Origin of the sequence: Arthrobacter sp. C2 (assembly GCA_024207135.1) — a bacterium.
Taxonomy (GTDB): domain Bacteria; phylum Actinomycetota; class Actinomycetes; order Actinomycetales; family Micrococcaceae; genus Paeniglutamicibacter.
The window spans coordinates 2434759-2456252 of sequence record CP042428.1 but is presented as its reverse complement, the minus strand read 5'-3'; the positions used below and the strand labels follow the sequence as shown (position 1 = coordinate 2456252).

General features: G+C 65.1%; 26 protein-coding genes and 1 pseudogene. 21 read left to right on the top strand and 6 right to left on the bottom strand.

The window, feature by feature from the left end; genetic code table 11:
- Nucleotides 1-113: 113 nt before the first annotated feature.
- The 3 genes from trxA to FPY90_RS11505 all read left to right on the top strand — a co-directional run bounded on the left by trxA (nt 114) and on the right by FPY90_RS11505 (nt 2364).
- The gene (trxA, locus tag FPY90_RS11515; RefSeq protein WP_071214190.1) at nt 114-479 is read left to right on the top strand and encodes a thioredoxin; all 366 of its coding nucleotides are present in this window, start codon (nt 114-116) and stop codon (nt 477-479) included.
- 126 nt (nt 480-605) lie between these two features.
- On the top strand, nt 606-1811 hold the full coding sequence (locus FPY90_RS11510; protein WP_498681091.1) for a pyridoxal phosphate-dependent aminotransferase: 1206 nt from the start codon (nt 606-608) through the stop codon (nt 1809-1811).
- 142 nt (nt 1812-1953) lie between these two features.
- Nucleotides 1954-2364, top strand: a complete 411-nt coding sequence (locus FPY90_RS11505; RefSeq protein ID WP_071214188.1) for a DUF2695 domain-containing protein — start codon at nt 1954-1956, stop codon at nt 2362-2364.
- Between the two features lie 6 nt (nt 2365-2370).
- On the opposite strand, the gene FPY90_RS11500 is transcribed toward FPY90_RS11505, so the two are convergent.
- Nucleotides 2371-2856, bottom strand: coding sequence for a septum formation family protein (locus FPY90_RS11500; protein ID WP_498681089.1), 486 nt, complete (start codon nt 2854-2856; stop codon nt 2371-2373).
- Nucleotides 2857-2999: 143 nt separating this feature from the next.
- Between FPY90_RS11500 and FPY90_RS11495 the strand changes: the two genes are divergently transcribed.
- Both FPY90_RS11495 and FPY90_RS11490 read left to right on the top strand, forming a co-directional pair.
- Complete coding sequence (locus FPY90_RS11495; RefSeq protein WP_498681087.1) at nt 3000-3641, top strand: hypothetical protein; 642 nt, start codon at nt 3000-3002, stop codon at nt 3639-3641.
- On the top strand, nt 3638-3838 hold the full coding sequence (locus FPY90_RS11490; protein ID WP_498681085.1) for a DUF6186 family protein: 201 nt from the start codon (nt 3638-3640) through the stop codon (nt 3836-3838). Before FPY90_RS11495 ends, FPY90_RS11490 begins: the two co-directional genes overlap by 4 nt.
- Before the next feature lie 19 nt (nt 3839-3857).
- Here FPY90_RS11490 and FPY90_RS11485 read toward each other — a convergent pair whose 3' ends face one another.
- Together FPY90_RS11485 and FPY90_RS11480 are read right to left on the bottom strand one after the other, a co-directional pair.
- Nucleotides 3858-4295 (bottom strand): acyl-CoA thioesterase, encoded by a 438-nt coding sequence (locus FPY90_RS11485; protein WP_498681084.1) that lies wholly within the window; start codon nt 4293-4295, stop codon nt 3858-3860.
- 85 nt (nt 4296-4380) lie between these two features.
- Complete coding sequence (locus FPY90_RS11480) at nt 4381-4896, bottom strand: MarR family winged helix-turn-helix transcriptional regulator (protein WP_071214184.1); 516 nt, start codon at nt 4894-4896, stop codon at nt 4381-4383.
- 92 nt (nt 4897-4988) lie between these two features.
- Between FPY90_RS11480 and FPY90_RS11475 the strand changes: the two genes are divergently transcribed.
- Together FPY90_RS11475 and FPY90_RS11470 are read left to right on the top strand one after the other, a co-directional pair.
- Nucleotides 4989-5660 carry an NADPH-dependent F420 reductase gene (locus FPY90_RS11475; protein WP_071214183.1) on the top strand — a complete coding sequence of 224 codons (672 nt, stop codon included), beginning with the start codon at nt 4989-4991 and terminating at the stop codon, nt 5658-5660.
- A 39-nt stretch (nt 5661-5699) separates the two neighbouring features.
- The gene (locus tag FPY90_RS11470; RefSeq protein ID WP_071214182.1) at nt 5700-6743 is read left to right on the top strand and encodes an LLM class flavin-dependent oxidoreductase; all 1044 of its coding nucleotides are present in this window, start codon (nt 5700-5702) and stop codon (nt 6741-6743) included.
- A 374-nt stretch (nt 6744-7117) separates the two neighbouring features.
- On the opposite strand, the gene FPY90_RS11465 is transcribed toward FPY90_RS11470, so the two are convergent.
- Nucleotides 7118-8014, bottom strand: coding sequence for a hypothetical protein (locus FPY90_RS11465; protein WP_175475421.1), 897 nt, complete (start codon nt 8012-8014; stop codon nt 7118-7120).
- Between the two features lie 273 nt (nt 8015-8287).
- Between FPY90_RS11465 and FPY90_RS11460 the strand changes: the two genes are divergently transcribed.
- Nucleotides 8288-8653, top strand: coding sequence for a dihydrofolate reductase family protein (locus FPY90_RS11460; RefSeq protein WP_071214181.1), 366 nt, complete (start codon nt 8288-8290; stop codon nt 8651-8653).
- 102 nt (nt 8654-8755) lie between these two features.
- Here FPY90_RS11460 and FPY90_RS11455 read toward each other — a convergent pair whose 3' ends face one another.
- Nucleotides 8756-9301, bottom strand: a complete 546-nt coding sequence (locus tag FPY90_RS11455) for a YceI family protein (RefSeq protein WP_071214180.1) — start codon at nt 9299-9301, stop codon at nt 8756-8758.
- A gap of 351 nt (nt 9302-9652) precedes the next feature.
- On the opposite strand from FPY90_RS11455, the pseudogene FPY90_RS11450 reads away from it, so the two are divergent.
- Nucleotides 9653-10750: pseudogene (locus FPY90_RS11450) on the top strand (pyridoxal-phosphate-dependent aminotransferase family protein).
- Between the two features lie 64 nt (nt 10751-10814).
- Here the strand turns inward: FPY90_RS11450 and FPY90_RS11445 are convergent.
- Complete coding sequence (locus FPY90_RS11445) at nt 10815-11063, bottom strand: hypothetical protein (RefSeq protein WP_071214178.1); 249 nt, start codon at nt 11061-11063, stop codon at nt 10815-10817.
- A gap of 337 nt (nt 11064-11400) precedes the next feature.
- Between FPY90_RS11445 and FPY90_RS11440 the strand changes: the two genes are divergently transcribed.
- The 12 genes from FPY90_RS11440 to FPY90_RS11385 all read left to right on the top strand — a co-directional run bounded on the left by FPY90_RS11440 (nt 11401) and on the right by FPY90_RS11385 (nt 21400).
- On the top strand, nt 11401-11751 hold the full coding sequence (locus tag FPY90_RS11440; protein WP_498681079.1) for an ArsR/SmtB family transcription factor: 351 nt from the start codon (nt 11401-11403) through the stop codon (nt 11749-11751).
- Nucleotides 11748-12233: an SRPBCC family protein gene (locus FPY90_RS11435; RefSeq protein ID WP_498681075.1), complete on the top strand. Its 486-nt coding sequence runs from the start codon at nt 11748-11750 to the stop codon at nt 12231-12233. The genes FPY90_RS11440 and FPY90_RS11435 overlap by 4 nt, the downstream gene beginning before the upstream one ends.
- Nucleotides 12234-12393: 160 nt before the next feature.
- Nucleotides 12394-13638 (top strand): LolA family protein, encoded by a 1245-nt coding sequence (locus FPY90_RS11430; RefSeq protein WP_498681073.1) that lies wholly within the window; start codon nt 12394-12396, stop codon nt 13636-13638.
- Nucleotides 13635-14606, top strand: coding sequence for an ABC transporter ATP-binding protein (locus tag FPY90_RS11425; protein WP_498681071.1), 972 nt, complete (start codon nt 13635-13637; stop codon nt 14604-14606). The genes FPY90_RS11430 and FPY90_RS11425 overlap by 4 nt, the downstream gene beginning before the upstream one ends.
- 55 nt (nt 14607-14661) lie before the next feature.
- Nucleotides 14662-15411 carry an ABC transporter permease gene (locus tag FPY90_RS11420; protein ID WP_498685571.1) on the top strand — a complete coding sequence of 250 codons (750 nt, stop codon included), beginning with the start codon at nt 14662-14664 and terminating at the stop codon, nt 15409-15411.
- A gap of 38 nt (nt 15412-15449) precedes the next feature.
- The gene (locus FPY90_RS11415; RefSeq protein WP_498681070.1) at nt 15450-16397 is read left to right on the top strand and encodes a hypothetical protein; all 948 of its coding nucleotides are present in this window, start codon (nt 15450-15452) and stop codon (nt 16395-16397) included.
- 146 nt (nt 16398-16543) lie between these two features.
- On the top strand, nt 16544-17743 hold the full coding sequence (locus FPY90_RS11410; RefSeq protein WP_498681068.1) for a hypothetical protein: 1200 nt from the start codon (nt 16544-16546) through the stop codon (nt 17741-17743).
- Between the two features lie 228 nt (nt 17744-17971).
- Nucleotides 17972-18931 (top strand): excalibur calcium-binding domain-containing protein, encoded by a 960-nt coding sequence (locus FPY90_RS11405; RefSeq protein ID WP_498681066.1) that lies wholly within the window; start codon nt 17972-17974, stop codon nt 18929-18931.
- Nucleotides 18932-19019: 88 nt separating this feature from the next.
- Nucleotides 19020-19883, top strand: a complete 864-nt coding sequence (locus tag FPY90_RS11400; RefSeq protein ID WP_498681065.1) for an HNH endonuclease family protein — start codon at nt 19020-19022, stop codon at nt 19881-19883.
- Nucleotides 19884-20008: 125 nt separating this feature from the next.
- Nucleotides 20009-20581 carry a hypothetical protein gene (locus FPY90_RS11395; protein ID WP_498681063.1) on the top strand — a complete coding sequence of 191 codons (573 nt, stop codon included), beginning with the start codon at nt 20009-20011 and terminating at the stop codon, nt 20579-20581.
- Nucleotides 20578-21147 (top strand): OmpA family protein, encoded by a 570-nt coding sequence (locus FPY90_RS11390; protein ID WP_498681062.1) that lies wholly within the window; start codon nt 20578-20580, stop codon nt 21145-21147. Before FPY90_RS11395 ends, FPY90_RS11390 begins: the two co-directional genes overlap by 4 nt.
- A gap of 85 nt (nt 21148-21232) precedes the next feature.
- Nucleotides 21233-21400, top strand: coding sequence for a hypothetical protein (locus tag FPY90_RS11385; protein WP_175475420.1), 168 nt, complete (start codon nt 21233-21235; stop codon nt 21398-21400).
- The last annotated feature ends 94 nt before the right edge of the window (nt 21401-21494 follow it).

Sequence of the window (21494 nt, the reverse complement as noted above, 5' to 3'; positions counted from 1 at the left end):
AGATAAGCGTTTACGAACTCATAGGAATATTACCCCTGCGGGTATGGTTGTGCCATTTGCGGGTGCTCCCGGTATCCGCGGCAAACGCAACATCTCGAAGGGAAGAAGCACGCATGGCTTCCGTAGAACTCACCGCAGCAAATTTTGAATCCACCATCTCGGGCAGCGGTACGGTCTTTGTCGACTTTTGGGCCGCATGGTGCGGTCCGTGTCTCAACTTCGCCCCGGTCTTCGAAGCAGCCAGCGAGAAGTACCCCGACATCACCTTCGGCAAGATCGACACCGAAGCCGAGCAGCAGCTGGCGGCAGCCGCAAACATCACCTCCATCCCCACACTGATGGCGTTCCGCGACGGGATCCTCGTGTTTTCCCAGCCCGGCGCACTGCCCGCAGAGGCTCTTGAAGACCTCATCGGCCAGGTGCAGGGACTGGACATGGAAGCGGTCAAGAAGGACATCGCTGCAGGCGCCCAGGTGTAAGCACCGGCGTGTCCAAGGTTCGTAGGCCTCACCCGCATGTGTTGCGGGTGAGGCCTTCGGTCTGTCCCGGTGCCGTTTGTGACACCCTTGGGGAGAGTAGGAACGCACAAGTTCACTGGAGGAAGAGTGCAGCGCAATTTGAAGGTCGCGGACCGGGCCAAGGTTCCGGCGTTTGAGGTCATGAATATCCTGGATCGGGTAGCCCAGTTGCGGGCCGAGGGCCGGGATGTCATCTCCTTGTGCGCAGGCGAGCCTGGCGATGGCGCACCGAGCGCCGTTTCGCAGCGCGCAGCCCAGATCCACGCCGCCGGCACCCCGATGACCTACACCCCGGCCCTGGGCATCAGGGACCTGCGCGAAGCGGTCGCCAAGCACTACAAGCGTTGGTACAACATCGACGTTTCGGCGGACAACGTCGCGGTTACCACCGGCAGTTCCGGCGCCTTCTTGCTGATGTTCCTTTCCGCGTTCAACGCCGGCGACAAGGTCGCGTTGGCGCGTCCCGGCTACCCCGCCTACGCGAACATCCTGCGCACATTGGGCATCGATGTCATCGAGCTAGATGCTGGGCAGGAGTCCCGCTACCAGCCCACCGTGGAACTGCTTGAAGCGGCCTGGCAGCAGCACGGGCAGCTCGATGGCCTGATGCTGGCCTCGCCGGCGAACCCGACGGGCACCATGGTCTCCGGAGACGAATTGGCTGCCCTCACCGGTTGGTGCAAGGAACGCGGGGTCCGGCTGATCAGCGACGAGATCTACCACGGCATCGACTTCCCGGAGCCGGGCACCGAAGCCCGCCGCTCGGTCAGCGCCTGGGAAATGAACACCGACACGGTCGTGATTTCGAGCTTTTCCAAGTACTGGGGAATGACCGGCTGGCGTCTGGGCTGGGCGCTGGTGCCCGACGACATGCTGCCCACCGTTGATGCGTTGGCCGGCAATGTGGCGCTCTGCCCTCCGGCGCCGGCCCAATACGCCGCGCTCGAGGCCTTCACCGAGGCCTCCTACGCAGAGGGCGAAGCCCGGGTGGCCGAGTTCGCGCGGACCCGCAAGACGGTCCTGGATTCGATCGGACGCCTGGGATGGGGCGAATGCGCACCGGCCGACGGAGCCTTCTACCTGTATGCGGATCTGGGCGACAAGCTTGGAACCCACGCGAATGCTGCAGCGTATTGCACCGCTTTGCTCGAAGCCGAGGGCGTTGCGATCGTGCCGGGCAATGACTTTGACCGGGTCAACGGGAACACCCACGTGCGCCTGAGCTTCGCCGCCGGGTACGAGGCCGTCACCGCGGCCATCGAGCGAATCGTGCGGTTCCAGGCGAACGCCTGATTCCTTGCGGCAAAGCGCCGCTTCTCCGCACAGCTGTGGTTGGCCCAAATCGGTTCCGCTTGTGCACAGCAGGGGCGCATGCCGGCCCGGCGACAGCATCCAGTGTCCATGCTGAAGACTCCACAGATCCAAGGAGTCCACCATGGAGCAATACACGGTCACGGAACTTGAGGACGCACTCAAGGTCGTAAAGAGGCTGCTGCCTCCGCGCTACGAATGCCTGGCCTGCTACGTCAATCGCATGCTCGACCACGGGTGCAACGGACTGAAGTGGTGCACCACGTACCGGGACCTGCGCGCGCCCCGTGCCACGGCGATGGAACGGAAATTCCCGGCGCTCGGCGGCTACTGCGACTGCGAGGTCCTGGCCAACGTTTTCCGGATCAACGACGGGCTCTGGCCGCACGCGGAAGACGGAAGCATTGACGACACCTACGTCCCGCAGTGCCACAAGGTCCGGCTGGGCACCATCAAACCATGCGAACTGTGGCTCATGCGAAGCGGGGTCCAGTGGGGCGGGGGAGTCTTCCGGCAGGCAACGAAGGCGTCGTAGCCGGGATTATTGGTTGGCACCGGCCAAGGAGCCCGTGATCTTGGGGCTGTCGGGATCCGTGACCAGGCAATGCACGAGCCTGTCGCCCTCGGCCCAGCTGCTTTTGGTGGGCTGCATCGAGGTGTAGTCCAGGCGGGATTCCTCGTACGAGCGCCCCACGAAGGACCTGAATGCGGGGTCGCACTGCTCAAACGTCAGGTCGTCCATGGCCTCCGCAGTCTCGGGATAATCTGCAGTCTGGATGCTGAATTCGTGGAAGACCTCGAGTTCGTGCGGTTCCGCGCAGGGGACCACCGGGACGCGGTCGATGTTGCCCTCACCCGGATCGTTGATGCAGTCGCCGACGCGGATGGAGAAGGCATCGGCGTCGGCTTTCTTGTCGATGGCCCCGGTCTCGTCGCGCGGGGCCTCGCTTGCTCCGAGCAGAGCACAGCCACTGAGCGCGAGGGCGCCGGCAACGAACAAGATGGCCGTCTTCGTCAATCGAATCATTGCGGTGTCCCCTGCAGCTGGGTGATGGTTGGGATCATCGTAACCGTCGATTGCACGTGGTCTGCCAGTTGCCCATGCGTGTCGCGAGTGCTCCCGGCCTAAAGTCCCTGTTTGGTGGAGGAGCGCGGTGATGGAATGGGGGCATGGCACAGGATTCGCGGGCCGAGAGCGTTGGATCCGTCTTGCAAAGCAGGCTCACCACCGGGTCGTTGGCCGTCCTCGTCCTGGCCGGTGGATTTCACCTGGGTCGCGGCGCGCCCGTCGACGGGGCCACCTACCTGGCGCTCGCGGCCATCGTCTTTTTCTCGGAGCGTCAGGGGCGCAAGGAGCCCGAACGGTCCGGTCTGCGGCAGTGGCCGGCGTTGACGGCGACCGGTCCATGGCTGTGGATGGCCGTGGTGGTGCTGGGCACGGCCTTGGCCATGTTGCCGCTGGGTGACGGGCTGGCGACCGTGCTGCTGGCACTTGGTGCGTTGATGGTGTTACTGGGGTGGCGGCAGTCGGCCCGCCGATTGACGCCGGACCACGCCCGCCGAAAGGCGGTGCGACGGACTTCCCTGGCCTGGTCGCTTCTCGTCCTGTACCTGTGCGCCTGGGAGCTGGGAATGTTCTTCAGCGACCACTACCACCCGCAGGGGGCCAGGACGTATCCGCCGCTGACCGACTTGGTGGAGCCGTCCTTCCAGCAGCCGTTCACCCGCTGGCTGGCGACGGTGACCTGGATGGTTGCCTGTGCGCTGGTGCTGCGTGCGCGCCGCGGCAAGGAAACGGTGGGCGAGCCATGACCCGCGGCATCGCGATCACCGGCTACCTGCTTGTTCCGGTGCTGGGCCTTGTGCTCTTCCTGCTGCCGCGGCGGTGGCCCGATTCCTGGGTTCCGCTCTCGGGAATCACGGGGATGCTGTGGGAGAACCGGGCCGCCCGGCTGACGTTGGTGCTGTTCTGCTGGTGGTTCGGCTGGCACTTCCTGATGGACGGATAGCGACCCCGCCAGGGGAAGGCTAGCTTTCGTCGGACTGCTTGATCTTCAGGTGCTCGCCGGGGATGCGGTCGCGATCATAGGTGATCTCCGAGTAGCCGTGCGGAGCGGGGATTCCGTCCGGGCCCATGTTCACGAACACGATCTTCTCGATGGTCAGGATGGACTGGCGGGTGATCATGTTGCGGACCTCGGCACGCATGGTCAGCGAGGTGCGCCCGAAGTGGGTGGCGGTCAGGCCCATCTCGATGAGGTCGCCCTGCTGCGCGGAGGAGACAAAGTTGATCTCAGACATGTATTTGGTGACGGCAAAGCCGTTGCCCAGCTGGACGATGGCGTAGATCGCCGCTTCCTCGTCAATCCAGCGCAGCAGGCTTCCTCCGAAGAGCGTGCCATTGGCGTTGAGGTCTTCGGGGCGGACCCATTTGCGGGTGTGGAATGTAATGTCGCCTGCGTTCATGGAACGAGTCTATGGCGTTGGTGCCTCGTGGAACGTCCATCGTGACCGGAGCCATGGGTGTGGCAGCCGGCTGTGCCCAGGGGGACTACCCGAGGTGGTCCATGGCCTCGCAGGGATTCGCGCCCGGCTGCGCGCGATGAATGGCCATGGAGAGCTTGGAGACCAGGCCCGCGAGCTGCGTGCTCTCCGCGGCATCGAGTCCGGCAAGCAGGGTCTGCTCTGCGGCGGCGACGCGCGATTCGAGCCGGGTCAGCAGCTCTGTTCCCTGCCGGGTGGCAACGATTTTCCGGGCCCGGCGGTCCGTGGGCGCGGGCACGCGTTCGACGAGCCCGGCCTCGACCAGATCGTCAATGAGGTAGGTCAGCACCGTGCGGTCGATGCCCAGGTGCGCGCCCAGGGCCTGCTGGTTGGCCGGATCGTGGTGGACGACGGTGGAGAGCATCTGGTATCCGCGCACCGAGCAGGGCATTTCCTCCACGGCCTGCGCAAAGTGGGTCTGGTGGCCACGCAGGATCATGCCGAGGTGCCACGCGAGATCGCCTGGGATGAATCCCGGCAAAGGCTTGTCCAGTGAAAGGGGTGCGTGTGCAGTGGTAGCCATGGCACCCATCATACCCGAATATGTGGAGTTGCACAGATGATCTGTTCGGAATATAGTCTGTGTAACAGCATATATTTCGGAGAGTAGGACACATGGACATCGGCGAACAAGAGCTCACCGCCTCCCGCGGCACCATCGGCATCCTGGGTGCGGGCCGCGTGGGAACGGCCATCGCACGCCTGGCCGTCGCCGCCGGGTACCGCGTGAAGATCGCCACCTCCAAGCCGGCGGCCGAGAACGCCTTGATTATCGAGATCGTGACCCCGGGCGCCGAGGCCGTCGATGCGGCCGAGGCCGCCGGATCCGACCTGGTGGTTGTGGCCGTTCCGCTGCACAAGTACAAGTCCGTCAACGCCGACGCGCTCGCCGGCCGGGTCGTGGTTGACGCCATGAACTACTGGTCCGTCACCGACGGAGACATTGCCGACTTCGAGGCCGACGACCGTTCCTCATCCGAGGTCGTCGCCGCACATTTGTCGGCCTCGCGGGTCGTAAAGTCCTTCAACCACATCGGTTACCACGAGATGGAACCAGACTCCGCGGCGCCCGGCACCGCCGACCGCCGAGCCCTGGCCATTGCCTCCAACGACGCGGCGGCCAAGGAACAGGTTTCCGCCTTCATCGACGCGCTCGGCTTCGACTCCGTGGACGCCGGGGATCTTGCATCCGGCAGGGCCTTCGAGCCGGGCACGGATGTCTTCAACGGCCGCTTCAACGCCGATGAACTATCGGTGAAGCTGCACACCAGCCTCGTCGCCGCCTGACACGCTTCCCGAAACCTTCAACGAAAGAGACGAACCCACATGGAAATCGGTGCCTACAGCTTTGGCGACACCCAACGCAATTCCGACGGATCCCTGCGTTCCACGACCGAGGCCATCGCGAACCTCTTCGAAGCCATCAAACACGCCGACGCGCAGGGCCTGGACTACTTCGGGGTCGGCGAGCACCACACCGCAACGATGCCCGCCTCCTCGCCCGGTGCCATGATCGCCGCCGCGGCGGCAGCCACCGGGCAGATCACCCTGGGCAGTGCCGCAAGCATCATCGGCACCGACGACCCGGTGCGCATCTTCCAGCAATTCGCCATTGCCGACGCAATTTCCGGCGGGGGTCGGGTGGAAATCACCGCCGGGCGCGGCTCCTCCGTGGAAACCTTCCCGCTCTTCGGTCACAGCCTGGAGGAATACGACGAGCTCTACGCCGAAAAGCTCGACCTGCTCATGACCATCAACAACGCGACCAGCGAGAACGTCACCTGGTCCGGCACCGTGCGCCCCGCGCTCGAGGACCTGGCCGTGGTGCCGCGCCCGGCCTCCGGCAAGCTGCCGATCTGGCTGGCCACCGGCGGCAACGCCAGCTCCTCGGCCCGTGCCGGCCAGCTGGGCCTGCCGGTGTCCTACGGCATCATCGGCGGGGCACCGCACCGCTTTGCCCCGCTGGCCGAGCTCTACCGCCGCTCCGGCGCCGCCGCGGGCCACGCTCCCGAAACCCTGAAGGTCTCAGTCGGAGCGCTGGGCTTCGTGGCGCCGACCAAGAAGGAAGCGCTGGAGCGCTTCTACCCGGGCTGGCACAACCTCAACGTGGAAATGGGCCGGCTGCGCGGCTGGCCGGCACCGGACAAGCGGGCCTACCTGGCGCAGGCCGACGCCCCGGGTGCCTACTACGTCGGCTCCCCGGACGAGGTCGCCGAGCGCATCGCCCACCTGCACGGACACCTGGGCCACATGCGCCACTTCCTGCAGATGGACATCGGCGGCATCCCGCAGGAACAGCTGCTCGAATCGATCACGCTGCTGGCCACCGAGGTCAAGCCGCGCGTGGCACGCCTGCTGGCGCAGAAGTAGCGGACCTGCGGCGGCGCGGCCACGTCCCGCCGCGGGACCCGGCTGGGTGCCCCCGCGTGGGTTGGCCCAGATGCGTGTAGAACCCCGGCCGGCTCTTTGCTTGGATTGAGGTTGTGGTTCCCATTCATGGGGCAAAGCATTCCACCGACGGCGCGTACGCATCCGGGGGAAGGCCGAACCCATCGTGGAATTCGGCTTGGCGTGTCCAATCGGGGAGTAGCGGATGCCCGCTGGATCAGGAACCACCTGTGTTGCGGCGCATGCGTCAATGGCACAGCCGGGGCGGGAGCGCCTGGCCACTTGGGGGTGGCCGGCTCCCGCCCCCATCAATCTTCACCAGCGTTCCCGGACGCCGGGGAACCCTGGTCCGACGGTCAGGTTGAGCGCCGCTGGTGTATCCCGAGTTCGGCGGCCCGTTCCAGGGACAGGCCGTCGCCGGGATCCACGAGTGCCATGAACAGTGCCAGCGCCGCGGTGCCCAGCAGGGATGTCTTCGTCTCGTGGTCGAGCACCGGCTCGTCCACCTCGGAAAGCAGCCGAAGACCCAGGCCCTCGGCCATGGCCTGCAGCAGGATGTTGAACTCCTGCATGCCAATCCCGGGCCTGAACCTGAATCCGTAGTGCTCAAAGACCTGGGTGTAGAGGGTCATCCACACCTGCGAGAGATTCTTGTACATGCGGTTCAGGGCCACTGCGGACGCGGAGTCGGACTGGGCCGTGGCCACCGCCAGCAACTGGAAACGGTAGGCCGGAAGTTCCATGATCAGCTTGAGGTCCTCGTAGGCCACCCGGTGCACGGCGCGGGAAAAGTCGTCGTCGCTGGTGAGCAAGTCCTTGGCATGGTGCGAGAGTGCCACCTGCAGGCTCCAGTGCTTGTCCGCCAGCGCGTAGGAAATGAAATCCGCCAGGAAATCCCCGTGCGAGCTCCAGCGGTGGCGCATCATGTTTTCGCTCAGCGGGAAGTTCTCGCCGCAGTTGCTTCGTGCCTTGGCCAGGACCTTGCGGCGCGAGAGGTAGGACATCACCGGGCGCGCGTCTTCCTCGTCGGCGTCCAGGAGCTGCTCGGACAGGCCGGGCGTGAACAATTCCGTGGTGAGGTCCAGCGCCGCGTCAAGGAAGGCCCTGGTCTCGCGGCCGTTGGCCAGGCGCTTGCGGGTCAGCGCGGTGCGCCCGGACACCTTGGTCACGATCTTGGCGTCGTACAGGTCCAGGTCGTTCCCCGGGCGCCGATGGGCAGAGCGGTCCGGGGGCGTCTTGTTCCATGAACCCATTGGTGCCTCCAAAACCGGACCTGCTCGTTAAACGCATGACTGATCCCAACGTACAACACCCCGCGGGCGCAAGCGGAGGTCAGGAGCCGAAAAGTTATGTCCGTCCGTTGCACCGCCACCGACTCCGGAGCAAGCCCGTGCCGTGGTTTCCCGGTCGCGTTCCCTTGGCCGCCGCGGGGGTGGCCTCGAACTCCGGGATGCCGGAGACCCCTGGTTCACCGTCCTCTGTCCGGGAAACCGGCACCGGTCCGCACCGGGAGCCGACGAAGGAAGGTGCCGGCCAAGCGCAAGCTGGCGGTGTTGAACAACCTGACCATGCATGTCGCTTCCCGGACGCTGGCCGAGCCGTGGCCCTGGGCGAACTCCGTGCTCCTGCCGCCCGATGCCGCGGACGGCGTCGCGGAGCTCAAGAGCCAGGTTGGCCCGGACCTGCTGGTGATGGGCAGCGGTAATCTCTTGCGTTCCCTGATCGCCGAGGGACTGGTCGCCGAGTACACCTTGCCGATCCATCCGCTGATCCGGGGGAACGGTGGCCGCTTCTTTGACCGGGGTTTGCCGGCCACCGACCTCGAACGGGTCGAAACGCTGGATACCACGACCGGTGTCATCATTGCGGTGTACCGCCCGGCAAACCGGTAGGGCAAGAGGTATGCGGTGCTCAAGGCGCTTCCGCATGCGGAGGTTAAATGCGTGTGGTGCCGCCCGCAACTGCGGACGGCACCACACGAAGGCAGAAGAAGCTTAGTTCTGCGAAGCGAGCACGAATGCGGAATCGATGTTGATGGTGACCTTGTCGCCAACCAACACGCCGCCGGCCTCGAGGGCGGCGTTCCAGGTGATGCCGAATTCCTTGCGGGAGATCTGCGTGGTGGCGGAGAATCCTGCGCGGGTGGCACCGAACGGGTCAACGGCCACTCCGCCGAACTCGACCTTGAAGCTGACCGGCTTGGTGGTTTCCTTGATGGTCAGTTCGCCGCGCAGTTCGAACTCTTCCGGGGAGCCTGCAACGCCGGTGGACACGAAGGTCATTTCCGGAAACTGCTCAACGTTGAAGAAGTCCGCGCCCTTGACGTGGGCATCGCGGTTGTTGTCGTTCGAGTCGAAGGACTCGGTCTTGACGATTGCTTCGACCTTGGAGGAATCGATCGAATCGCCCACGGTCAGGGTGCCGGTGACGTCGGTGAATGCGCCGCGGACCTTGGAGATGCCTGCGTGGCGGACCGTGAAGCCAACCTCGGTGTGCGAGGTGTCGAGGTTCCAGGTGCCGGGGATGATTTCAAAGCTCATGGGGAAATTCCTTCTCTCGGAAGCCGGTGCAGCTGACCGGATTGCATGTGTATGCATCTAAATATGCCACAGGATGATTGACGTGTCAACCATTTCTTTTGGATGGTGAAACATTCCTTAATCTGTCGCACCCCGGCTGCTGCCCGGGGAACGCTTGGTTGATGCGCGATGAACACCTGGTGCACATGTCGGAGGCAGGTTTGTGAAGGGGTCCTCCCGGTTGTTTGGACGATTGGACGACAGGGGCTTTGGTTTCGTTGGTCCAAGGCTTCACATGCGCCCGGGCAGGGACCTTCCGGCATAGGCTGGCTTCGAGGTATCCAGCGATTGCAGTGAGAAGAGAGAGATCAAATGACCCAGATCGTTCCAGTTCGCCACCTTTTCGGGCCGGGCCCGTGCAACCCCTACCCGGAAGCCACCGCGGCGCTTGGCCTGCCGCTGCTGGGCCACCTTGATCCGGCATTCATTGCCCGCATGGACCGCACCTGCGACGGGTTGCGCACCTTGTGGGGAACCGAGAATTCCCGCACCCTGCCAATCAGCGCCACCGGTTCGGCCGGCATGGAGGCCTCGTTCGTGAACACCGTGAAGGCCGGCGACGTTGCGGTCATCGCCGTCAACGGCCTGTTTGGCGAGCGCATGTGCGAGGTCGCTTCGCGCGCCGGGGCGGAAGTGGTCCGCGTGGACCACGAGTATGGCACCCCGGTCGACGCGCAGCGGGTCGCCGATGCGCACCCGAATCCAACGGTCATTGCCGCCGTGCACGCGGAAACCAGCACCGGTGTCATCTCCGACATGGCCGCGCTTGGCGCCATCAAGGGCGACGCACTGTTGATCATGGATGCCGTCACCTCGATCGGCGGGATGCCGGTGAAGGTGGACGAATGGGGCGTGGATGTCGCCTAGGCCGGAACGCAGAAGTGCATCGGGGTGGCCCCGGGACTGGCCCCATTCACCATTTCCGAGCGTGCGTTCGAACGCCGCGTGCAAAGGCCGCAGTCCTGGTACCTCGACCTTGGCTTGCTCGGCGGATACGCCACCGGAGGTGCCGGCGGCGGGCGCACCTACCACCACACCGCGCCGGTGGGCATGGTGGCCTCGCTTGAGGCCGGCATCGACCGGATCCTGGCCGAAGGCATTGAAGCTGTCACCGCCCGCCACCAGGCCGCCGGCCAGGCATTGCAGGACGGGCTTGAGGAGATGGGCCTGACGCTCTTCGCCGCCGAGGGCCACCGCCTTCCGCAGCTGACCACCGTGTATGTCCCGGAGGGGGTGGACTCGGCCAAGGTCCGTAACTACCTGCTGGAGCGATTCAACATCGAGATCGGCGGCGGCGTGGGCAAATACGCCAGCACCGTATGGCGCATCGGGCTCATGGGCCCGAACGCCAACCCGACCTCGGTCGCACTGATCCTCGCCGCACTGAAGGAAGCGATCGCCAAGGCCTAACGCCGATCCGCAACCGCTTGCCTGCTGCCCGTCCCGAATCCGGGGCGGGCCGCAGGGGTCTGCGCTAGTACTGCCGGTGGCGCACCCGCTGGCAATGCCCAATCACCCTATGGGCATCGCAGGAACGGATGGAGTCCAGCGATTGGAACGGGCGCCGGAGGATCTGGCTGACGTTGCTGAGTACTTCATCCGGGTCGTTGCTGCCCAGAATCCTCAACTCGCGCAACATCAAGTCCTTCTCGGCCCGGCTTGCCGTGTGTGTCGGCCTGTCCAGCAGCATGGTTTCTTCAAGGATCTCGTATTGGTTAGGCATTTCCCCTCTGCCATTCCCCGCCCCCAAGGCGGTAGTGCTTCGGCCATATGACCGTAGTGTCAGTAGAACACAGGCCTGGGACATTTTGGAGCGCAGGGCGGCCGAAAAATCCGGAAGTTTTCCTCCGGGGCGTTCCATTGGAAATCCATGCACTGCTTGCCAATGGAGCCGGCCGGGGAAATCGGACAAGATTCGGTGACGCGGCCGTAGGGTCACGGCAAGCTGACTTCGGGGTTTGTCCAGTGAAGCGGCGCAGGTGGGGGTGTTCGGGGGGGCTTGAAGGTCGTGCGGCACAACCCATTGCATCGCGTATCCAGGCGGAGTAACCTACAACCAAATGGTTGTACATGAACTGAGCGAAACCGAGATCGACCGCATTTTCCATGCCATGGCGGATGCAACCCGGCGCGACATCATCAAGCAAGCAATGCTCCGGGAACAATCGGTCTCCGAACTGGCGAAGCGCTATGTGATGAGCTTCGCGGCCGTGCAAAAGCACGTGGCCGTGCTCGAGCGGGCCTCGCTGGTTGCCAAGCAACGACGCGGGCGGGAGCAAATCGTGCAGGCAAATCCCGAATCACTGCGCCGTGCAGCGCGGCTGCTGGAAGCCTACGAAGACATCTGGCGCGAGCGGGCAAACCGCATTGGGGAGATACTCTCCAACCAACCCGAAGGAACGGAACCATGAGTGTCATCAGCACCCAGAAGAATACGGAAAACCTCACGCTGACCTTCGTCGCGGAATTTGCCGCCGACATCGATCGGGTTTGGCAAATCTGGGAGGACCCGCGCCAACTCGAACGGTGGTGGGGCCCTCCCACCTGGCCGGCCACGTTCGTGCGCCACGAGATGTTTGTCGGCGGGGAATCCCGGTACTACATGACCGGGCCCGACGGGGAAAAGGCGCGTGGCTGGTGGAAGATCATCGCGGTCGATGGCCCCAGCGGCTTTGAATTCGAGGACGGGTTCGCCGGGGACGACGGGGAGCCCAGTGGATTCCTCGGCAGCACCCGCTGCGTGGTGACCCTTGAGCAAAACGGCGGGACCACCAGGATGACTACGGTTTCTTCGTTCGAGAGCGCCGAGCAGCTCGAAGAAATGGTCAAGATGGGCATGGAAGAAGGCATGGGCCTGGCCATGGGACAGATCGACGCTTTGCTCGCCGAATAGACGAGTCCGCGGGCGGGCGGGGCCGGCAACAGCACGCCCCGCCCGCTTCCGGGCCAGAACACAGCGTGTTTGAATGTCGAGGCAGGCCGTGGGCCATCGCCAAGCCCGCGGCTGCGGCGTACCGTGGAGATACCAGGCCGCTTCAACCGGATCGCAGATCATGAAACCCGCTGTGCTCAAGAAATGGATACCTGCCGTGCTGGCGCCCGCAGTCATTGCGGCCTTCGCCATCGGGGCCTCGATCGCCGCCGACGCGCAGGTGCAGCTCGAGCCCAAGACGCCGCAGCAGGTCCTGCAGATGATTGTCGATTCCAAGGTCACCGACTTCTCCGGAAGCACGAGTGCAACCCTGGACCTCGGAATTCCCCGGCTGCCGGATCTGGGAAGCAACGGCACGATGGCAACCCCGGACGCGAGCCCTGGCCCCGGTGCTTCCGCGTCGCCCGATTCAACCTCGGCTCCCCCCGAAGCGCACCTGTTGGACATGCTCGCGGCACTCTCCGGCACCCACGAGGCCCAGGTCTACGTCGACGGACCCGACAAGGCACGGATCCAGGTGCTTGACGGCATGGATGAACAGAATTTCATCCGCAATGGTTCCTCGCTGTGGCATTACGACTCCTCCAGCAACACCGCGGACCACATCGTGGTTCCCGGCTTCCCCAAGAAGGCCTCCTCGAAGCATTCGACGATGCCGCCGACACCCGGAGCCATGGCAGACAAGATCCTGGAAGCCATGGGTCAAAACACCGACATGAGCGTGGCCGACGGGCCCCGGATTGCCGACCGCGATGCCTACACCCTCGAATTGGTCCCGCGCAGCGACGACTCCCTGGTTGCGAAGGTGAGCATCGGGGTCGATGCGGCCACCGGGGCACCGCTGCAGGTCGTGGTGGACGCCGTGGGACAAACGAACCCCGCGGTTTCCGTGGGATTCACAAGCTTCACCCCGGGCACTCCCGCAGCCAACCTCTTTGAGTTCACCCCGCCGGCGGGGGCCAAGGTGAACGAACACAAGGTCCCGCCGCGGGCACTGAAGGACAAGCCCGGACACCATCCCGATGCCGCCAATCCCGGCAAAAAGTTGGGCCACAAGCCCGGCAATGCCAAGCCTGGCAAGCAACCGGGGCACCGATTCGATACCGACAAGCCCGGCCACAAGAAAGCAATGCAACGCCCCGATTCCATCAGGGGCACCGGTTGGGACACCGTGGTGGTGGTCCCGGCCAAGGACGTCCCCAAGGAGGTGGCCGGGAACGCGATGCTGAACCAGCTGGCAACCCCGGTGGAGGGCGGCAAGCTGCTGCACACCTCGCTGCTCAACGTCTTGCTCACCGACGACGGGCGCATGGTCCTTGGCCTGGTCTCTCTGGCCCGGCTGCAGGCCGTGGCCAACGGAAAGTGACCGGGGTGCCGGAGTCCGGCGACCTCGCCATCCAGACCGCGGGGCTGGGCAAGAGCTTCGGGAAACGCCGCGCGGTCAACAACCTCGATTTGGCCGTGCCGCGCGGCTCGGTCTTCGGATTCCTGGGACCCAACGGCTCCGGCAAGACCACCACCATCCGCATGCTGCTGGGCCTGGCAACCCCCAGCAGCGGAACCATCTCCCTGCTCTCCCAACCCATGCCAGCAGCGGCAGGCGAGGTGCTGCCGAGGGTCGGCGCCCTGGTCGAAGGCCCGGCCTTCCACCTTTTCCTCAGCGGAAGGGCCAACCTCACCCGCCTCGATTGCGCCGATGCCACCGCCGACCGCTCCACCCGGACCCGCCGCGTGGATGCGGCACTGGAAAAGGTCGGGCTCGGCAAGGCCGCGAAGCTTCCGGTGCACGCCTACTCGCTGGGCATGAAGCAGCGGCTGGGGATCGCCAACGCGTTGCTGCGCGAACGCGAGCTGCTGGTGCTCGACGAGCCGACCAACGGCCTGGACCCGCAGGGAACCCGCGAGGTCAGGCACCTGATCAGCGCACTGGCCACGGAGGGGACCACGGTGTTCGTCTCCAGCCACCTGCTCTCCGAGATCGAACAGATCTGCAGCCACGTGGCGGTGATGAGCGTGGGGAACCTCGTGGCCCAGGGAACGCTGGAGCAGTTGCGTGCCCAGGGCCGGCGCGGGGTGAAGGTGGCAACTCCGGACACGGGCGTGGCCATGGCGGTGCTGTCCCGGCTGGGCCTGGATCCCCAGGTTGAGCCGGTGCCCGGCGGGGAGGACGGGATCGTGGGTGCGGTCCTGGGCCCGGAGGCCCCGGAACCCGAGCACCTGGTCGAGGGGCTCGTGGCGGCCGGGGTGCGCGTGCGCGGATTTACGGTCCAGCCGGCAAGCCTGGAGGAACGCTTCGTGGCGCTGACCGGGGAGGGGTTCGACCTTGTCCAATAGGGGATTGCTGGCCAACGAAGTCGTCCTGCTGTATCGGCGGCGCCGCACCTGGGCGATGCTGCTGGCCCTGGGCGCGGTGCCGGTGCTCATCGCCGTCGCGGTGCGCCTGACCTCGGGACCGCCCACCGGGCGCGGCCCAGCATTCCTGGACCGGGTGGCCGGGAACGGGTTTTTCGTCGCCATCACCGGGCTCCTGGTGTGCATCCCGCTCTTCCTGCCGCTGACCGTGGCCGTGGTTGCCGGGGACACCATTGCCGGGGAAGCCGGGAGCGGCACGCTGCGCTACCTGCTCACCGCGCCGGTTTCGCGCCCGCGCCTGCTGCTGGTCAAGTTCACCGTGGCGGCGCTCTTCTGCCTCTCGGCCACCGTCATGGTCGCGGCGTGCGGGCTGGGCATCGGGTCCTTGCTTTTTCCCGTGGGGCCCGTGACGCTGCTGTCCGGGACCACCGTCTCCGCGCCGGCGGCGCTGCTTCGCGTGGGCTTGATCGCGCTGTATGTGGCGGTGTCGTTGATCGGCCTGGCCGCCGTGGGCCTATTCATCTCCACGCTGACCGACGTGCCCGTCGGCGCCATGGCCGCCATCGCGGTGATCGCCGTGGCCGCGCAGATCCTGGGCCAGCTGCCGCAGCTTGACTGGCTGCATCCGTGGTTGTTCACCCACCACTGGCTCGGCTTCGCCGACCTGCTGCGGGACCCGATCCGCTGGGCCGAATTCGGGCAGAACGCACTGCTGCAGGGCGGGTACCTGCTGGTCTTCGGTGCCCTGGCCTACGGCAGGTTCGCCAGCAAGGACGTGCTCTCCTGACACTGGTGCCCGGCAGTCCGCCACGCAAGAATGGGGGAATGGACATCGCGACCTGGCTGCTCGACTCCGATCCCTCGCTCCGCTGGCAGGTCATGCGCGACCTGTTGGACAGGCCCGAGCCGGAGGTGGCCCGGGAACGGGCCCGTGTCGCGCTGGAGGGGCACGGTGCACAGGTGCTCGCGCTGCAGGACGCGCGCGGCTATTGGAACAACGACGAATACGGCGAGGACCAGGACCGCCGGTCCGTGTTTTGGTCGCTCGCGCTGCTGCGCCGCCTCGGTGCCGACCCCGCAGCTCCCGGCGTGCACACCGCCGTGGATCGGGTCCACAAGTCTGTCACCTGGAAGTACTGGGACAACCTGCCCTACTTCAACGGCGAGGTCGAACCCTGCATCAACGGCGGCGTGCTCTCCCAGGGCGCCTACTTCGGTGTGCTCGGCGAAGGCGCCGAACGGATCACCGCCCGGCTGCTCGCCGAACAACTCCTCGATGGCGGATGGAATTGCGAGGCGCCCGAGTCATCCACGGTCGCCTCCTTCGACACCACGCTCTGCGTGCTCGAGGGACTGCTCGAACACGAACGCGCGGTGGGCCAGGTTCAGGCCGCGCTCGCCGAGGCCCGGAAGCGAGGCGAGGAATACCTGCTGAAGCGCTCGCTCCACCGCAGGCTTTCCACCGGGGAGGTGGCCAACGGGCGCTACCTGAACTTCTCCTTCCCGCCGTACTGGTTCTACGACGTGCTGCGCGCCCTGGACTATTTCCGGGACGCGGGCGGAACCGTCGACGCGCGGCTGGAACCGGCCATCGAGGCGCTGCTGTCCCGCCGCGGTGCGGACGGGCGCTGGGCCTCCGGGGTTGCCTGGCCCGGGGATGTCTACCTGCAGGTCGATGCGCCCGAGGGCGAACCGAGCCGCTGGAACACCCTGCGCGCCCTCCGGGTGCTGCGCTGGGCCGGGGCGGAAACGGATTCCTGGGCCGCGGGCTGAACCACTTCGGGACGGACGGCTGAAGTTTGCCGCCGGTTAACGCAACGCTGGGGAAGCGTTGGGCCTGGTGCGTCAGGGTGGGAAACACATGGGTGTTGGGGCGCCCCGGCCACACTTGCTCCAACGAACCGAAGGACATCCACGACATGCCGCAAAAGCCCATGCCCATCACCGCCGTACTCTGCCTGGCTCTCGGCCTGCTCGCCGGGCTCGTTGCTCCGAGCGCGGCACTGGCCGCCGGCACCCCCGATCCACAAGGACCGCCCGTGCACGCGGCACCGGAAAAGGCCATCGACCGGTACCCGACGAGCATCGACTCCGGCTCCTGGGACGCCGGGCACATCCAGGGCATCGCCATCGATGAAAAGGGCGGCTTCGTCTACCACTCGTTCACCAACATGCTCGTGAAGACCGACCTGGACGGCAACGTCGTGGGAACCGTCGAGGGCTTCACCGGCCACCTCGGCGACCTGGACTTCAACACCCAGGACGGCCGCGTCTACGGTTCGCTCGAGTACAAGGCCGCCGAGTCCTTCTACATGGCAATCTTCGACGTCGAGAAGATCACCGAGATCGGCATGGACGCGGAGAATTCGGGCATCGTCACCGCCGTCTATCTGGAGGAAGTTGTCGACGACTTCACGGCGGACCTGGACGGCAACGGGATCTTTGACGGAGACACCGCCAACACCGCCGACCACCGCTATGGTTCCAGCGGCATCGACGGGGTTTCCTTCGGGCCGGCCTTCGGCGCCGCCAACGGCAAGCAACAACTGATGGTCGCCTACGGGATCTACCGGAACAACCAGCGCGAGGACAACAACCACCAGGTCATTCTGCAGTACGACGTCTCCCGCTGGGGCAAGTTCGAACGACCGCTGACCCAGCAGGACCCGCACTCCTCGGGACCGGCCGAGGTGGACGGAAAGTTCTTCGTACACACCGGAAACACCAACTTCGGTGTCCAGAACCTCGCCTACGATGAAGCCAGCAAGAACTGGTACCTCGGGGTCTACCGCGGGTCCAAGCCCGGCTACCCAAACCGCACCCTGTACGTCGTGGACGGCACCGCAACCCCGAGCGAAGGGACGCTCCACGGGCAGCCGGGCAATGAGAGCGGGCTGCTGCTGTCGTTGGTCCAGGCCGGCATCCCCGATGAGTCCACCGGCATCTTTGGCTGGGAGTTCAAGGCGGATGTCGGCATCGAGCCGGTGGGCCACGGCTACTTCTACGTTGCGCGGGACTTCGATGACTATTCCAGCGGGCACAAGCAGGAAGCCGCAACCCTGGAGCTGTACCGGTGGACCGGTGCCGGCGGCGCCGGATTCGAGCGCGTGGTCCGCTGACGACGCCTGGCAACCCAACCGAAGGCCGGGGAACGCATCTTGCGCGTCCCGGCCTTCGGCGTATCACCGCCAGAGGGTCACAATCGGTGCGCACCGCAGCGCATTCATCGCTGTCACCCGACGTTTGGGTGAATCGGAGGACTGCAACACGAAGTAAGAAATGACCATCCGCGCAATCGTGGCTATGGTTTGGCTATTGGTTGGAATAGTTGAAGGTTTGGGGAAATCGTGAGCTGGAGCAATGAATCGGTGCCGTTGAAACGGCGGAAGAACGTGCGTTGGATTTGGTTGGGGCTTGCCGTTGCGGTCCTGCTCCTGTTGGGTATCGCCGGGGCGCTGCCGGGGTTGATGATTTTTGCCGGAATCATCGCCCTGATCCTCGGCATCGTGGCCTTGCTGGCCAACGGCATCAAATGGGCAAGGATCCCGAATCGCAAGTTCGGGGCCGGGGTCGCTGGCGCGGCGCTGGTCCTGACGATTGCAGGCGGTGCCTTGAGCGGCACCGAGGGGACTGCCAACCCGGAGGCCTTGCTCGAAGAACCAGCGGTGGCCGAGACGCTCCAGGCGGACCTCGCGAGCTTCATCGGCAAGTCCTGCGAATTCGACCACCAGGTCATGACCCAGGGCGATGACAATAATTATTGCGACGAGGATGCAACCGGCGCGCTGATCTGGGTCGACCAGGAGACCCACGATCGTGCCGAGACCGACCTTGCGGTAGCCCGCGAAGCCGAAACCCAGAAGAAGTTGGACGAGGCAGCGGCAGCCGAGGCGAAGGAAGCCGAGCAGGCCAAGACGGCGGAAGCGGCGGCAGCTGCGAAGGCCAAGGAAGCAGCCGAGGCCAAGAAGGTGGAAGCTGCGGAAGCGGCGAAGGCCAAGGAAGCGGCCGACGCCAAGAAGGCGAAAGCGGCGGCAGCGGCGAAGGCCAAGGAAGCGGCCGACGCCAAGAAGGCGAAAGCGGCGGCAGCCGAAAAGGCCAAGAAAGCAGCTGAGGCCAAGGCAGCCCTGGCCGCAGAAAAGGCCCGCAAAAAGAAGATCGCCGAGGCAGAGGTTCGGAAGAGTCCCTCCAGCACCCATTACCAGAACTGCACCGCGGTGAGGAATGCCGGGGCTGCCCCGATCTACAGGGGCGAACCGGGATACAGCCGCAAACTGGACCGCGACGGCGACGGCATCGCCTGTGAGTAGCGACGAAGGGTCGACACCGGCTGGTTCCACAACGCGGAGGAACCCGAAACCCAGCAACAGGACCGGAACTGCCATCCTTCTTTCGGGGATGGCCTTGGCACTCGGCTTGGTGTTGGTATCTTGCACGGGAGCGGGCATCGAAACCCCGGCTGGTGCTGCGCCGGTTATCTGGTCAGAGGCTCCAACCGCGGAACCCTTGGTGGTTTGGTCGGAGGCACCCACGCCGGAGGCACCAGCAGCAGTTGCCGTATCCGAACCCGAACCGTCGGCCGAAAAGGCCCAGGCGCCGGCCGAGCCATCGCAGGCACCTGCAGACGCCTCTGCGGCACCGGCACCACCGTCCGGCAGTGCAAACCCCACCCAAGCCAAGGCCGGCACGACGCTGCGCCAACTTGCGGGCATCCAGATCAAGGGGCGGGCACCGAAGACCGGTTACGAACGCAGCTTGTTCGGCAGCGGCTGGAAGGATCCGGACCGCAACGGCTGCGATGCCCGCAACGACATGCTGCGTCGTGACCTGAAAGGGATCGAGGCGAAGCCGGGGACCAACGGCTGCGTCATCACCAGCGGTGTGCTCGCGGACCCGTTCACCGGAAAACGCATCGATTTCGTACGCGGGCAGGGGACCAGTACCAAGGTCCAGATCGACCACGTCGTGGCGCTGTCCGATGCCTGGCAAAAGGGTGCGCAAATGATGACCGAAGAGCAGCGAGTGGCCTTTGCCAATGACCCACTGAACCTCTTGGCTGTCGATGGTCCGTCAAATGCTTCCAAGGGCGATTCGGATGCGGCCACGTGGTTGCCGCCGAACAAGCCGTTCCGTTGTTCCTACGTCGCACGGCAGACCGCGGTCAAGGCCAAGCACAGGTTATGGATGACCAAGTCCGAGCATGAAGGGATCAAGCGAATCCTCACCTCGCAATGCCCAAAGCAGGCGATCCCCGCGGGTTGAAGATCCAGGGACTGGACCCAAGCTGTCTTAAATGGTCTTTGACATGGGAATCCGGAACAATTGAGGGTTGATCCCCGAGCCCATGGCGGGAACCGACGTCTCGCCGATACACCACCTGGAGAGTCATGAGACCCGTCTTTTCCCTGGTTGCCGCAGGCCTTCTGGCCACCGCTTTGCTGGCCGGATGCAGCGTTCAGAACCAGGCGCCTGTCTCCACGGAAACCAATTCACCGGTTGAAGCCGCCGCCGCGGACGAAGGCGCTCCGGCTCGCGTCGTGTCGGTCGATACCGGGACGGTGATCGCCCAGCAGGAGTACAAGATTCCAGGCTCCAAGGACGACAAGGTGACCTTCGGCGTCCAGTCCCTGGCGGTCGAGGGGAAAACGATGGTCCTGAAGTTGGTGCTCACTCCGGACTTCGCGTCCGTCAGCGATTCCGAGGCCGTTTCCGTCTACGACATGACCGGAAACGTAACGTTCAATCCGCGGCTGGTCGACCGGGAAAACCTCAAGGAATATTCGCTGCTGACCGAATCCGTTTACACCTGGGCGACGGACCGCGTGCACACCGAGACGACCAACCATGAACCGGTCATTTGGTGGGGCGTCTACGCGGCCCCTGAAGACGAAAATGAATCTTTTGACTTGCGCGTGCTTGATGCAATGGCCGAATTCCCCGACGTGCCGGTGCAACGATGAGCGGCACTTGCACGCGGGCAGTGCTCGCCGTGCTCCTTGCGGCGTCCCTCGGACTGCAGGCCCTCCCGGCCCAGGCATCCTACGACAGCCCCCGGGAACTGCCCGAGCCGACCAGGGAACAACTGGACAGGTCGGTGAGCTCCTGGGACACCCGTGGAAGCATCCGCGTCTGGGCCGCCGACCGTTCGGTCAAGCCGGTCGAACAGGTGGATACCACGGCGGGGGAAACAACGATCAGCCTGGCCACCGACATCTTGTTCACGCCCGACAGTTCCAAGATCCCCTCCGCCGCCGGAGCTCGGCTGAGGGCGCTCGCGAACAAGATCCCAAAGGGTGCAACGGTGGAAGTGAACGGCCACACCGACTCGGTCAAGAGCACGGTGGGCAACAAAAAGCTTTCCACCGACCGGGCCAATGCGGTTGCAGCCGTCCTGAAGGCGGAGCGCAAGGACCTGACGCTGAAAGCCAGGGGACTGGCCGCCACCGTGCCGGCCGTGCGCGAGGACCCCAAGGAGCCCTCGACCTTTGCGGCAAACCGGCGAGTGGAAATCATCTACACCCACTGACCCGATAGCCCCGCGAACAACCTGTTGCCAAGAAGCGACGCCGGTGCAACTGTGGAGGTAACCGAACCCTTCCGGGAGGCACACCATGGGCAACAACCACCACGAGGACGAACGCTACAAGAAGTTCTACGACCGCCCGCCGCATGGCGAAGTGCCCAGGGATCCACGGATCAGGGAGGCCAAGGAAGGCGGTTCGGAGCCCGTCGAGAACGGCGCGGACGCGAGCGCAAAGCCGGACCCGTCCCGCACCTAGGAAGTGTTCCAAAGCGCGGCCTGCCCATCGCAGCGGGGCTGCCCCTGGCCTTCATCCTCACGGACACACTCATCGATCGGGCAGGCAGGTCCGC